Source organism: Pseudomonas sp. GW822-FHT04H02, assembly GCF_058800645.1.
This window is the reverse complement of record NZ_JBXAMM010000001.1, coordinates 19,297-32,528: the sequence shown is the minus strand read 5'-3', so window position 1 is coordinate 32,528 and position 13,232 is coordinate 19,297. Positions and strand designations below refer to the sequence as shown.

Sequence of the window (13,232 nt, the reverse complement as noted above, 5' to 3'; positions counted from 1 at the left end):
ACGACCGTAGCGGCCGCAGAAGGTGCACTTTGTTTGCCCACACCATTGCCAGCCCCCGGGCAAAAGATTAACCTGCGCGCCCTTTCCACACTTTTGCCAAGGAGATCCACCATGCAACAGCTGATCACCCCTTGCAGGACGTGCCTGGTTTAAACGCTGCAACCGCTACCCGCTAGCGCCTTCGCTTAACCCCCGCTTCGTCCTGCCACTACCTGAATATTTTTTTTCCAATCAGGAATTGGACATGGACACTTGCATCCGTCATTTGTCGAACGGCGTCTCTCTGATCGCCTCCGACACCACCTGGATCGAAGACAAAGCGCTCCAGCAACTGCACACCACCGCACAACTGCCCGGCATGCGCCAGGTCGTCGGCATGCCCGACCTGCATCCAGGCCGGGGCTATCCGGTGGGCGCGGCATTTTTTTCCACCGAAGTGGCCTACCCGGCGCTGGTGGGCAACGACATCGGCTGCGGCATGGCGCTGTGGCAAACCGACCTCTCCAGCACTCGCCTCAACCTCGACAAGCTGGAAAAGAAAATCGGCAATATCGACCTGCCTCTGGATGAACAGTGGGATGAACAACGCGCGCAACTGGCATTGCCTGTCAGCGGTCATGAGCACTCCCTGGGTACCATCGGCGGCGGCAACCACTTCGCCGAACTGCAACAACTCGATCAGGTCCATGACGCCGACGCCCTGCAAGCACTGGCACTGGACTCGAAAGCTTTGCTGCTGCTGGTGCACAGCGGCTCCCGAGGCCTGGGAGAGGCCATTTTGCGCAGCCACGTCGACCAACACGGCCACAACGGCCTGTTGATGACCAGCACCGCCGGCGCCCAGTACCTGGAGCAGCACGACCAGGCCTTGCGCTTTGCCGAGGCCAATCGACGGCTGATCGCCGAGCGCCTGCTGCACAATCTGCGGGCCAAGGGCCAGCCGCTGCTGGATATCAATCACAACCTGGTGTCTGCGGCGCAGGTCGACGGCGTATCGGGCTGGCTGCATCGCAAGGGCGCCACGCCATCGGACCAGGGTCCGGTGGTGATTCCCGGCTCTCGTGGCGACTACAGCTACCTGGTGCAACCGCTCCCCCAATCGTTCAGCCTCTACTCCCTGGCGCACGGCGCCGGGCGCAAGTGGCTGCGCAGCGACTGCAAGGGCCGGCTGGCAACGCGCTTCAGCTTCGATCAACTCAAGCGCACCCAGCTGGGCAGCCGAGTGATCTGCGAGGACCGCGGCCTGATGTACGAAGAGGCTCCCGAAGCCTACAAGAGCATCGACAGCGTGGTGGGCAGCCTGCGCGACGCCGGCCTGGTGAAGATCATCGCCCGACTCAAACCGGTACTGACCTACAAACGCCGGGGGTGCTGCTGATGATGTTGCTACAGCTGTCCTCCGCCCAAGGGCCTGCCGAATGCGAATTGGCAGTAACCCACGCATTACGCCGCCTGCATCACGAAGCCGAAGCGCAGAACGTGCGCCTCGGCATCATCGAGCAGGTTGCCAGCCAGGCTCGCGACGCCCATCGCTCGGTGCTGGTCAGCCTGGATGGCGAGCACGCCGCACACCTGGCTCGACGCTGGACAGGCACCCTGCTGTGGATCTGCAAAAGCCCTCTGCGGCCCGCACATCGACGCAAGAACTGGTATTTCGCCGGCCAGCCATTCAGCGCCCCTGAAGAAGCCGAAGGCGGCGAGATCCGCTTCGAGGCCATGCGCGCTTCCGGCCCTGGCGGGCAGCATGTGAACAAGACCGACTCCGCGGTACGTGCCACCCATGTAGCGACCGGCATCAGCGTCAAGGTGCAGTCCGAACGCAGCCAGCACGATAACAAGCGCCTGGCTCGTCTACTGATCCAGCAACGACTTGCCGATCGGCAAGAGCAATCCGTACAGGAACTGCGCTTGCAGCGTCGTGGCGCCCATCACCGGGTTGAACGGGGCAATGCCGTGCGTACCTTCAGTGGTAGCGCCTTCACCCCTCTGGACTGACCCGCCCTGGTTCGGGAAGCCGATCGTCACGACGGCTCCCTGAACCAGGTTGGTGGCTACAGAGGGCAATACGTAAAAGATCTTGAACCGGTGACCGATGCGGCAAATGCAGAGGACGCTGAAGACATGGAGCAGAGTCCCGATGAACAACTACTTCGATAGCCCCTTCAAGGGCATCACGCTTGATCGGCAAGTCACCCACCCGAATATTCGAGTAGGTCGTTTCAGCTACTACTCAGGCTACTACCACGGCCATAGTTTCGATGAGTGCGCGCGCTACCTGCCCCACGAGGAAGGTGCGGACAAGCTGATAATCGGCTCTTTCTGCTCGATCGGCTCGGGAGCCGCATTCATCATGGCCGGCAACCAGGGGCATAGAAGCGAGTGGATCAGCACCTTTCCGCTCTACTGGATGCCCGAGGAACCGGCCTTCGCGGGCGCGCAGAATGGATATCAAGCCGCAGGCGACACGGTGATCGGCAATGACGTCTGGATCGGTTCCGAAGCCATTGTCATGCCGGGCATCAGGATCGGCGATGGCGCCGTGATAGGCACTCGAGCCCTGGTGACACGGGACGTGGAGCCCTACGCAATCATCGGCGGTAACCCCGCCAAGACGATTCGCAAGCGCTTCGATGATCGGCGTATCGAGATGCTTGTGGAAATGCAGTGGTGGAACTGGAGCAGCGAGCAGTTGAAAGCAGTGATGCCACTGATGACCAGTGCCAATGTCGAGGCGCTGTTTGAACATTGGCAGGAGCACATCCGCCCCGACTGATCACTGGCCAAGATCGCAGCGAGCGCTGCAATGCCAGTTGGCTTCTTGGCGGATAGTGCAAAGCCATCAACATGGCCAGAAACAAAAAAGGGGCTCACCTTTCGGTGAACCCCTTCTAGACCGCCCAGCAGAGCGGATTTTGTTTGGTAGGCGCGATTGGACTCGAACCAACGACCCCCACCATGTCAAGGTGGTGCTCTAACCAACTGAGCTACGTGCCTGCTGTGAGGCGGCATTCTACGGAATTCCAAAGGGGTGTCAACACCTTTTTTGCAGCTAAGCCTATGAATATGCGAATTTTTTAATTTTCGCGGGATGAAGAAGTTTTTTCTTCTGTCTGGCAGCTCATTTGCAACTCAGGTAGCATCGGCGCACTCGTAAAATATATTAAACACATGAGGTCGCAGGATGGCGAACATTCCCTACCCACAGTCCTATTACGCGGCATCGGCCAATGCGGCTCCGGAACGTCCGATGCTCCAAGGCGAGATTGAAACCGATGTCTGCGTGATCGGTGCGGGTTATACCGGCCTGTCCAGCGCCCTGTTCCTCCTGGAAAACGGCTTTCGTGTGACCGTACTGGAGGCCGCCAAGGTCGGCTTTGGCGCTTCAGGGCGCAATGGCGGGCAGATCGTCAACAGCTACAGCCGCGATATCGACGTGATCGAACGCAGCGTCGGCCCCAAGCAGGCACAACTGCTGGGGCAGATGGCCTTTGAGGGTGGCCGGATCATTCGTGAACGGGTGGCCAAATACCAGATCCAGTGCGATCTGAAGGACGGCGGCGTATTCGCAGCGCTGACCAGCAAGCAGATGGGTCATCTGGAGTCGCAGAAGCGCCTGTGGGAGCGCTACGGTCACACCCAGCTGGAATTGCTGGATGAGCGGCGTATCCGCGAAATCGTGGCCTGCGATCAATACAAGGGCGGCATGCTCGACATGAGCGGCGGCCACATCCATCCACTGAACCTGGCACTGGGTGAAGCGGCTGCCGTGGAGTCGCTGGGCGGCACCCTCTATGAACAGTCCCCGGCAATCCGCATCGAGCGCGGCGCCAATCCGGTGGTCCACACGCCCCAAGGAAAGGTCCGCGCCAAATTCATCATCGTTGCCGGCAATGCCTACCTGGGCAATCTGGTTCCGGAGCTGGCAGCCAAGTCCATGCCTTGCGGAACCCAGGTCATCACCACCGAGCCCCTGAGCGATGAGCTGGCAGCCAGCCTGTTGCCCCAGGATTACTGCGTCGAAGACTGCAACTACCTGCTGGACTACTACCGCCTCTCCGGCGACAAGCGCCTGATTTTCGGTGGCGGCGTGGTGTATGGCGCCCGCGACCCGGCGAACATCGAGGCCATCATCCGACCGAAGATGCTCAAGGCCTTCCCGCAACTGCAGAACGTGAAGATCGATTACGCCTGGACCGGCAACTTCCTGCTGACGCTGTCGCGCCTGCCCCAGGTTGGGCGCCTGGGGGACAATATCTACTACTCCCAGGGCTGCAGCGGCCACGGCGTGACCTACACCCACCTGGCCGGGAAAGTCCTGGCGGAGGCCCTGCGCGGCCAGGCTGAGCGCTTTGACGCCTTTGCCGACCTGCCTCACTACCCCTTCCCCGGCGGCCAGTTGCTGCGCACGCCATTCACCGCCCTGGGCGCTTGGTACTACAGCCTTCGGGACAAGCTCGGCTTCTGAAAGCCAAACCTCCTTACAAGCACAAAAAAACCGCCGAGCAGGCGGTTTTTTGTGTTCGATCAGCAGCAAGCAAAAGACGCTGCCAAAGAGCGAATCCCGAAAACAAAAAACCCCGGTCTTGCGACCAGGGTCTTTGCTACCGATGCGAAACAAGCTGTTGGCTTGTTTCGTTGCTTCAAGGCGTTCAGTGATCCTTGAGGCTGATATGGCGCAGCGGACGGGACTCGAACCCGCGACCCCCGGCGTGACAGGCCGGTATTCTAACCGACTGAACTACCGCTGCGTATCGCTTGGACTTGCGTCCATGTGAACCGTTTAAATCATCTGATTGAAGAGCTTCGAGGCTTCCTCAATCTCAAGCCAGGCGAACCTGACTTGGAAAATATGGCGCAGCGGACGGGACTCGAACCCGCGACCCCCGGCGTGACAGGCCGGTATTCTAACCGACTGAACTACCGCTGCGCGTCGGTTGGAGGCTTCCTTGGAAGCTTCCCTCTTTCTTGCGAAAGAGACTCAGGGAATGGTGGGTGATGACGGGATCGAACCGCCGACATTCTGCTTGTAAGGCAGACGCTCTCCCGGCTGAGCTAATCACCCTTTGCTTCGCTGAGGCCGCGAAATTTACGCAGGTAACGAAGCTAAGTCAATAGCAGGCTTGAAGTTTTTTTCAAAAACAGCAGCAAGCAGAAACTTCGCACCAAGAGCCTGAGGTGCTCCTCTTGGGCTTGCAGCCACAAACTCGCTACCACCCTTATTCCTGATAAATCATTTTCTTGGTCATGCCACCGTCCACCACGAATTCCTGGCCGGTGACAAAGCCCGAATTGCGGGACAGCAGCCAGGCCACCATGGAGGCCACATCTTCCACCGTCCCTACCCTGCCTGCCGGATGCTGGGCATGATCGGCATCGGATAACGGCTCTGCGCGACGCACCGCAGGATCCCGGGCATCGATCCAGCCGGGGCTTACCGCATTGACCCGAATCTCCGGCCCCAGGCTGATCGCCAGGGCATGAGTCAAGGCCAGCAGCCCCCCCTTGCTCGCCGCGTAGGCTTCGCTGTCAGGCTCCGATTGCCTGGCGCGGGTAGAAGCCAGATTGACGATGGCGCCGCCATGGGCGCGCAAATACGGCGCACAGTGCTTGGCCAGCAGCATCGGCCCGCCCAGGTTCACCGCCATGACCCGATTCCAGTAGGCCAGATCCAGGCTTTCCAGGGTGATGTTGTGCGGGTCGGCTACAGCGGCATTGCAGACCAGGGCGTCGAGGCGCCCGAACTGCCCCAGCACCTCAGCCACCCCCTGGGCCACTTGCACTTCATCGGCCACGTCCATGGTGATGAACCAGGCACTTTCACCCAGCACCTTGGCCACCTTGGAGCCACGCTCACGATCGAGGTCGGTCAACACCACCTGCCAGCCTTCGCTGATCAGCCAGGCAGCGATTCCCAGGCCGATCCCCCGGGCCGCGCCGGTCACCAGCGCGACACGCCCATTGCCGCCGCCCTGGGGCGTGGACAACTCGATCACAAGGCTGCCAGGCCGCGAGCCAGGTCGGCTTGCAGGTCGACCACGTCCTCCAGCCCCACCGCGATGCGGATCAGGCTGTCGCGAATGCCTGCCGCTTCACGCTCCTGGGGCGCCAGGCGCCCGTGGGACGTGGTGCTCGGATGGGTGATGGTGGTTTTGCTGTCGCCGAGGTTGGCGGTAATGGAGATCAGTCGCGTGGCATCGATAAAGCGCCAGGCGCCCTCTTTGCCGCCCTTGACCTCAAAACTCACCACCGCGCCAAAACCACGCTGCTGACGCTTGGCCAGCTCGTGCTGCGGATGGCTGGCAAGGCCTGCGTAGTGCACCTTCTCGACGCCCTCCTGCTGCTCCAGCCACTCAGCCAGGGCCAGGGCATTGGCACAATGAGCACGCATCCGCAGGTTGAGGGTTTCCAGGCCCTTGAGGAAGATCCAGGCGTTGAACGGGCTCAGGGTCGGCCCGGCGGTACGCAGGAAACCCACCACTTCTTTCATCTGCTCGCTGCGCCCGGCCACCACGCCGCCCATGCAACGACCCTGGCCGTCGATGAACTTGGTCGCCGAATGCACCACCACGTCCGCCCCCAGCTTCAACGGCTGCTGCAAGGCCGGAGTGCAGAAACAGTTATCCACCACCAGCATTGCGCCCTTGGCATGGGCCACCTCCGCCAACGCGGCGATATCCACCAGCTCGGCCAGCGGATTGGAGGGCGACTCGACGAACAGCAGCCTGGTATTGCTCTTGATCGCCGCATCCCAGCCGGACAGGTCCGCCAGGGGCACGTAATCGACTTCAACACCAAAGCGCTTGAAGTACTTCTCGAACAGGCTGATGGTGGAGCCGAACACGCTGCGCGACACCAGCACATGATCGCCGGCGCTGCACAGGCTCATGACCACCGAGAGAATGGCCGCCATGCCAGTGGCGGTCGCCACAGCCTGCTCTGCCCCTTCCAGCGCCGCGATGCGCTCTTCGAAGGAACGCACGGTGGGGTTGGTGTAGCGCGAATAGACGTTGCCCGGCACTTCGCCAGCAAACCGCGCCGCCGCATCGGCGGCCGTACGGAACACATAGCTGGAGGTGAAGAACATCGGGTCACCGTGCTCGCCTTCCGGCGAGCGGTGTTGGCCGGCGCGCACCGCCAGGGTATCGAACGCTACGCCTTCAAGGTCGCTGTCCAGCCGACCGGCATCCCAATCCTGACTCATGCCGCCTACTCCTAATGTCTTCTTAAAATGCTCGGATCAGTTGTTGTACAGATCGATGATGGCGCTGACCGCCTGGGTCTTGGCCTTGGACGCATCGTTACGAGCGTTCTCGATCTTGTTCAGGTAGGCCTCGTCGACGTCGCCGGTAACGTACTTGCCGTCGAACACCGCGCAGTCGAAGTTCTCGATCTTGATCTTGCCACCACCGACCGCCTCGATCAGGTCCGGCAAGTCCTGGTAGATCAGCCAGTCGGCGCCGATCAGGTCTGCCACGTCCTGGGTCGAACGATTGTGGGCGATCAACTCGTGGGCGCTCGGCATGTCGATGCCATACACGTTCGGGTAACGCACGGCAGGTGCAGCCGAGCAGAAGTAGACGTTCTTCGCGCCCGCTTCACGGGCCATCTGGATAATCTGCTTGCAGGTGGTGCCACGGACGATGGAGTCGTCCACCAGCATCACGTTCTTGCCGCGAAATTCCAGTTCGATCGCATTGAGCTTCTGGCGTACGGATTTCTTCCGCGCCGCCTGGCCCGGCATGATGAAGGTACGGCCGATGTAGCGGTTCTTGACGAAACCTTCGCGGAACTTGACCCCTAGATGGTTCGCCAACTCCAGCGCCGCAGTGCGGCTGGTATCCGGAATCGGGATCACCACGTCGATATCGTGCTCAGGGCGCTCGCGCAGGATCTTCTCTGCCAGCTTCTCACCCATGCGCAGGCGCGCCTTGTACACCGAGACGCCATCAATGATCGAATCCGGGCGGGCCAGATATACGTGTTCGAAGATGCACGGCGTGAGTTGCGGGTTGGTGGCGCACTGGCGGGTGTAGAGCTTGCCCTCTTCAGTGATGTAGACCGCTTCGCCCGGAGCCAGGTCGCGAATCAGGGTGAAGCCCAGCACATCCAGGGAAACGCTTTCCGAGGCGATCATGTATTCCACGCCTTCGTCGGTATGACGCTGGCCGAAGACGATCGGACGGATACCGTGGGGGTCACGGAAACCGACAATGCCGTAGCCGGTGATCATGGCCACCACCGCGTAGCCACCCACGCAACGGTTGTGCACGTCGGTGACGGCGGCAAACACGTCTTCCTCGGTAGGCTGCAACTTGCCGCGCTGGGCCAGCTCGTGGGCGAACACGTTGAGCAGCACTTCAGAGTCGGAGTTGGTGTTGACGTGGCGCAGGTCGGACTCGTAGATCTCCTTGGCCAACTGCTCCACATTGGTCAGGTTGCCGTTGTGCGCCAGGGTGATGCCGTAAGGCGAGTTGACGTAGAACGGCTGAGCCTCGGCCGAGGTCGAGCTGCCCGCGGTTGGATAGCGGACATGGCCGATGCCCATGTGGCCTACCAGGCGCTGCATGTGCCGCTGCTGGAACACATCACGCACCAGGCCGTTGTCCTTGCGCAGGAATAACCGGCCATCATGGCTGGTCACGATACCGGCAGCGTCCTGGCCGCGGTGCTGGAGGACGGTTAGCGCGTCATACAGCGCCTGATTGACGTTCGACTTACCGACGATACCGACGATGCCACACATGCGACGCAACCCCTACTTAATGAAACTGAACTGAACCCATCTTACTGAGGCGTTTTGGCCGGTAAGAGGTGCTCCTTGAACGGTATTTCAGCGGGTACGCTGATACCGCTGGCCAGCCACTGACTGCTCCACCCCAATATGAGGTTCTTGGACCAGTCTGCAACCAATAGAAATTGTGGCACCAGTCGCGACTGTTGCCACCAGGAATCCTGCTGTACCGGCCCCAGGCTCAGGAGCCCGATCGCCACGACCACCAGCAGCGCGCCACGCGCAGCGCCGAAGGCCATGCCGAGGAATCGATCGGTCCCGGAGAGGCCGGTGACGCGAATCAACTCGCCGATGAGATAGTTGACCATTGCCCCCACCAGCAAGGTGGCGACAAACATGATTGCGCAGCCCGCGATCACGCGAGCCGAGGGAGTTTCGATATAACCGCCTAGGTACTCGGACAGTGAGCCACCAAACATCCAGGCAACGACTCCTGCGATGATCCAGGTAAGCAACGACAAGGCTTCTTTGACGAAACCGCGGCTCAAGCTGATCAAAGCGGAGATGGCGATTATTGCAACGATCGCCCAGTCAACCCAGGTAAATGGCACAGTGCAGCCTACAGACGGATAAGGCGGCGCATTTTAACAGAGCGCTTGGCTGTCGGTAAGCTGCGATTCACTGTGCTTTTAAAATCAAGCGGATAGCCTTAGCCACGCTCTGGCTGGAAGCGCACCACGAAACCCTTGAGATTATGCTGACGCCCCAGCAGGTCACGCAGGCGATCAGCTTCGGCGCGCTCGATCAGCGGCCCGACAAATACCCGGTTCTTGCCTTCGGCGGAACGGATATAGGCGTTATAACCCTGGCTGCGCAGGGTTTTCTGCAGGTTTTCCGCGCTTTCACGGCTCGACAGACTGGCCAGTTGCACCGACCAACTGACGGACAAGCCATTGGCATCGACCCGGCTCTGGCTGGTATCGGGCTTGGCACTGGCCACGGGCTGCGGCGGAACCGGAGCCGGTGTCGGCGCAGGCTTGGCCACAGGCGCAGGCTTGCTGGCCACGGTCGGAGCAGGAGCCACCACCGGGGCCGGTGCGATCGGGGTCGATGGCGCTTGTTGCACCACAGGCTCGTGCTCGTCGGCTGGCACAGAGCCCTCGGGCAGTACCTGAGGCTCAGGCACAACTACCGGCTCGACCTGGACCTGCGGCATGGCCGCGGCTTGCGGCGCCGACGGCACATCCACCGTCACATGACGCTGCTCATCCTCGCGCGAGAACAGCATTGGCAGAAAGATCACCGCCAAGGCCACCAACACCAGTGCTCCGACCATTCGCTGCTTGTAGACGTTATCCAGCATTGCCATGTGCAGCTTCCTCCGTGGAGCGCCGGGCGAGCCACTCAAGCGCCTCGGCAACACAATAAAAAGAACCGAACAGCAGAATTTCGTCATCTGCAGTGGCTTGCGCGCATTGCGCTTCCAGCGCGGCAGCCACACTGGAATAGGACGCTACCGAAGCACCAAGGTTCTCCAGAGCCTGCTGCAAATCCTCCACCGGGCGCGCCCGCGGCGTGTCCAGAGGCGCTACCGCCCAGTGCCGGACCGCCCCTTTCAGGCAGCCAATCACGCCCTCCAGATCCTTGTCCGCCAGCAGCCCGAACACCGCCAGACGCTTGCCCGGCACTGGCCGGCGCGCCAGGCGCTCAGCCAGGTACTGGGCGGCATGGGGGTTGTGACCGACGTCCAGCAGCAGGTTCAGGCGCTTGCCCTGCCAGTCGACCTGCCGGCGATCCAGACGCCCGGTAACCCGGGTCTGGCGCAAGGCTGCGCTGATCCGCTCCGGCTGCCATGGCAAACCGGTGAGCAGATAGGCCTGCAACGCCAGAGCGGCATTTTCCATAGGCAGATCCAGCAATGGCAGGTCTTGCAGCTCGACCGGCTTGCCCTGGGCATCCAGGCCACGCCACTGCCAATGCTGGTCAGTGACTCCGAGATCAAAGTCCCGCCCCCGCAGGAAAAACGGGCAGCCCAGCTCCCGCGCCTTGTCCAGTAAGGGTTGCGGCGGATCCAGGTCGCCACATAGCGCCGGAGCGCCAGGACGAAAGATCCCGGCCTTCTCGAAGGCCACGGATTCGCGGGAATCGCCCAGGTATTCGATGTGATCGACACCAATACTGGTCACCAGCGCCAGGTCGGCATCCACCAGATTGACCGTATCCAGGCGGCCACCCAACCCCACCTCCAGGACCACGGCATCCAGCGCCGCCTGCTGAAACAGCCAGAACGCTGCCAGAGTGCCCATCTCGAAGTAAGTCAGGGTGACTTCATCGCGCCCCGCCTCTACCGCAGCAAAGGCTTCGCACAACTGCTCGTCAGTGGCCTCGACGCCATTGATCTGCACCCGCTCGTTATAACGCAGCAGGTGCGGCGAACTGTAGACCCCCACCTGCAGGCCCTGGGCCCGCAGCAGGGAAGCGACAAAGGCGCAGGTAGAGCCCTTGCCATTGGTACCGGTGACCGTGACCACCCGGGGCGCCGGCTTGCCCAGCCCCATCTGGGACGCTACCTGCTGCGAGCGCGCCAGCCCCATGTCGATGGCCGAGGGGTGCAACTGCTCGAGGTAGGCGAGCCATTCGCCCAGGGTACGTTGGGTCATAGGTTTGCTGGAGCCGGCGGCACCACGATCGGCTCGACCGGTGCCGCGACGAATTCCGGCGTCGGCAGGCCCATCAGCTGGGCCAGCAGGTTGCCCAGGCGCGGACGCAGCTCCTGACGGGAAATGATCATGTCGATCGCACCATGCTCCAGCAGGAACTCACTGCGTTGGAAACCTTCAGGCAGTTTTTCCCGCACGGTCTGCTCGATCACTCGAGGACCGGCGAAGCCCACCAGGGCTTTTGGCTCGGCGACAATCACGTCGCCCAGCATCGCCAGGCTGGCGGAAACGCCGCCGTAGACCGGGTCGGTCAACACAGAGATGAACGGGATGCCTTCTTCACGCAGACGCGCCAGTACCGCGGAGGTCTTGGCCATCTGCATCAGAGAGATCAGGGCTTCCTGCATCCGCGCACCACCGGAGGCGGAGAAGCAGATCATCGGGCAGCGATTTTCCAGAGCATAGTTGGCGGCACGCACGAAACGCTCGCCAACGATGGCGCCCATGGAGCCCCCCATGAAGGAAAATTCGAAAGCCGAGACCACCACCGGCATGCCCAGCAGGGTGCCACTCATGGAGATCAGCGCATCTTTCTCGCCGGTCTGCTTCTGCGCAGCGGTCAGGCGGTCCTTGTACTTCTTGCCGTCGCGGAACTTCAGACGGTCCACTGGCTCCAGGTCAGCGCCCAGTTCGGCACGACCTTCGGCGTCGAGGAAGATATCGATACGGGCACGCGCACCGATGCGCATGTGGTGGTTGCACTTGGGGCAAACATCCAGGGTCTTTTCCAGCTCCGGACGATAGAGCACCGCCTCGCAGGATGGGCACTTGTGCCAAAGACCTTCAGGCACCGAGCTTTTCTTCACCTCGGAACGCATGATCGAAGGGATCAGTTTGTCTACTAACCAGTTGCTCATGCTTTCTTTCTCCAGTACCGGCGGCCCGAACGCTCTGGTTCGCAGCCCCGCGTATGCCCTTGAGCTAAATTCATGTGTGCGGCGATGATCAGTTCGCTGCCGCGGTCAGCACCGGGCTCGACCTGCCTGCAACGAACCTTTCCTCAGCCATCCCGACAACCCGCTCCAGAGCGGTTGCCACTCGATTCCGACCCCGCCTGAAGGCGACGCCTGCCTGTTTTGTACAGTGGTGTTATGGACGGCGGCAGACTGCCAGCCGTCACATCGACTCGTTGCTGCGACGCACTGCCTGCATAAATGCCTGAATCTTTGCCGGGTCCTTGATGCCCCTGCCCTGCTCCACCCCGCCGCTGACATCCACCGCATACGGGCGCACCCGGGCGATGGCTGCCGCCACGTTATCTGGCGTGAGGCCACCGGCAAGAATGATCGGCTTGCTCAGCCCCTGAGGAACCAGGGACCAGTCGAACGCCTCGCCGGTTCCACCCGGCACGCCTTCGACATAGGTATCCAGCAGAATCCCGCTGGCCCGCGGATAGGCCAGGCAGGCCGCCGCGATGTCATCCCCGGCCTTGACCCGCAACGCCTTGATATAGGGCCGGTGATAGCCCTCGCAATCAGCCGCCGACTCATCGCCATGAAACTGCAGCAAGTCCAGCGGTACGGCGTCGAGGATCTCCCCCAGCTCGCAACGACTGGCATTGACGAAGAGGCCAACGCTGGTCACGAACGGCGGCAAGGCGGCGATGATTGCCCGCGCCTGCTGCACATTCACCGCCCGCGGGCTCTTGGCATAGAACACCAGGCCGATGGCATCGGCCCCCGCCGCCACTGCTGCCAGCGCATCTTCTATGCGGGTAATCCCGCAGATCTTGCTGCGAACAGCTGGCATGTCATGAACCTCGGGGGCAAATCCGGAAAGTC

The 13,232-nt window shown here is 61.6% G+C and carries 13 protein-coding genes and 4 tRNA genes; 5 read left to right on the top strand and 12 right to left on the bottom strand.

Going from position 1 to position 13,232, the window contains the following annotated elements; translation table 11 throughout:
• Positions 1-244 precede the first annotated feature (244 nt).
• The 3 genes from AC1RMG_RS00170 to catB all read left to right on the top strand — a co-directional run bounded on the left by AC1RMG_RS00170 (position 245) and on the right by catB (position 2,773).
• A complete protein-coding gene (locus tag AC1RMG_RS00170; protein WP_493167865.1) occupies positions 245-1,378 on the top strand; it encodes an RNA ligase RtcB family protein in 1,134 nt (377 codons plus the stop codon).
• Positions 1,378-1,995: a peptide chain release factor H gene (gene prfH, locus AC1RMG_RS00165; RefSeq protein WP_493167864.1), complete on the top strand. Its 618-nt coding sequence runs from the start codon at positions 1,378-1,380 to the stop codon at positions 1,993-1,995. The genes AC1RMG_RS00170 and prfH overlap by 1 nt, the downstream gene beginning before the upstream one ends.
• A gap of 142 nt (positions 1,996-2,137) precedes the next feature.
• A complete protein-coding gene (gene catB, locus AC1RMG_RS00160) occupies positions 2,138-2,773 on the top strand; it encodes a type B chloramphenicol O-acetyltransferase (RefSeq protein ID WP_011060392.1) in 636 nt (211 codons plus the stop codon).
• A gap of 144 nt (positions 2,774-2,917) precedes the next feature.
• Here catB and AC1RMG_RS00155 read toward each other — a convergent pair.
• Positions 2,918-2,994, bottom strand: a tRNA-Val gene (locus AC1RMG_RS00155).
• A gap of 187 nt (positions 2,995-3,181) precedes the next feature.
• On the opposite strand from AC1RMG_RS00155, the gene AC1RMG_RS00150 reads away from it, so the two are divergent.
• Positions 3,182-4,465 carry an NAD(P)/FAD-dependent oxidoreductase gene (locus tag AC1RMG_RS00150; RefSeq protein WP_011060391.1) on the top strand — a complete coding sequence of 428 codons (1,284 nt, stop codon included), beginning with the start codon at positions 3,182-3,184 and terminating at the stop codon, positions 4,463-4,465.
• 51 nt (positions 4,466-4,516) lie between these two features.
• Positions 4,517-4,663, top strand: coding sequence for a hypothetical protein (locus AC1RMG_RS00145; protein ID WP_262213300.1), 147 nt, complete (start codon positions 4,517-4,519; stop codon positions 4,661-4,663).
• 8 nt (positions 4,664-4,671) lie between these two features.
• On the opposite strand, the gene AC1RMG_RS00140 is transcribed toward AC1RMG_RS00145, so the two are convergent.
• The 11 genes from AC1RMG_RS00140 to AC1RMG_RS00090 form a co-directional block, all read right to left on the bottom strand.
• Positions 4,672-4,748, bottom strand: a tRNA-Asp gene (locus AC1RMG_RS00140).
• 102 nt (positions 4,749-4,850) lie between these two features.
• Positions 4,851-4,927 (bottom strand) — tRNA-Asp (locus AC1RMG_RS00135).
• Between the two features lie 59 nt (positions 4,928-4,986).
• Positions 4,987-5,062, bottom strand: a tRNA-Val gene (locus AC1RMG_RS00130).
• Positions 5,063-5,216: 154 nt separating this feature from the next.
• Positions 5,217-5,993 carry an SDR family oxidoreductase gene (locus AC1RMG_RS00125; protein WP_041117029.1) on the bottom strand — a complete coding sequence of 259 codons (777 nt, stop codon included), beginning with the start codon at positions 5,991-5,993 and terminating at the stop codon, positions 5,217-5,219.
• The gene (locus AC1RMG_RS00120) at positions 5,990-7,201 is read right to left on the bottom strand and encodes an O-succinylhomoserine sulfhydrylase (RefSeq protein ID WP_015634907.1); all 1,212 of its coding nucleotides are present in this window, start codon (positions 7,199-7,201) and stop codon (positions 5,990-5,992) included. The genes AC1RMG_RS00125 and AC1RMG_RS00120 overlap by 4 nt, the downstream gene beginning before the upstream one ends.
• A gap of 36 nt (positions 7,202-7,237) precedes the next feature.
• The gene (gene purF / locus AC1RMG_RS00115) at positions 7,238-8,743 is read right to left on the bottom strand and encodes an amidophosphoribosyltransferase (RefSeq protein ID WP_011060388.1); all 1,506 of its coding nucleotides are present in this window, start codon (positions 8,741-8,743) and stop codon (positions 7,238-7,240) included.
• A 41-nt stretch (positions 8,744-8,784) separates the two neighbouring features.
• Positions 8,785-9,342 carry a CvpA family protein gene (locus AC1RMG_RS00110; protein WP_019094938.1) on the bottom strand — a complete coding sequence of 186 codons (558 nt, stop codon included), beginning with the start codon at positions 9,340-9,342 and terminating at the stop codon, positions 8,785-8,787.
• Between the two features lie 98 nt (positions 9,343-9,440).
• A complete protein-coding gene (locus AC1RMG_RS00105) occupies positions 9,441-10,100 on the bottom strand; it encodes an SPOR domain-containing protein (RefSeq protein WP_015634906.1) in 660 nt (219 codons plus the stop codon).
• Positions 10,084-11,391 carry a bifunctional tetrahydrofolate synthase/dihydrofolate synthase gene (gene folC / locus AC1RMG_RS00100; protein ID WP_493167863.1) on the bottom strand — a complete coding sequence of 436 codons (1,308 nt, stop codon included), beginning with the start codon at positions 11,389-11,391 and terminating at the stop codon, positions 10,084-10,086. Before folC ends, AC1RMG_RS00105 begins: the two co-directional genes overlap by 17 nt.
• Positions 11,388-12,308, bottom strand: coding sequence for an acetyl-CoA carboxylase, carboxyltransferase subunit beta (gene accD, locus AC1RMG_RS00095; protein WP_019094939.1), 921 nt, complete (start codon positions 12,306-12,308; stop codon positions 11,388-11,390). The genes folC and accD overlap by 4 nt, the downstream gene beginning before the upstream one ends.
• Before the next feature lie 259 nt (positions 12,309-12,567).
• Positions 12,568-13,200, bottom strand: coding sequence for a phosphoribosylanthranilate isomerase (locus AC1RMG_RS00090; protein ID WP_072451529.1), 633 nt, complete (start codon positions 13,198-13,200; stop codon positions 12,568-12,570).
• Between the last annotated feature and the right edge of the window lie 32 nt (positions 13,201-13,232).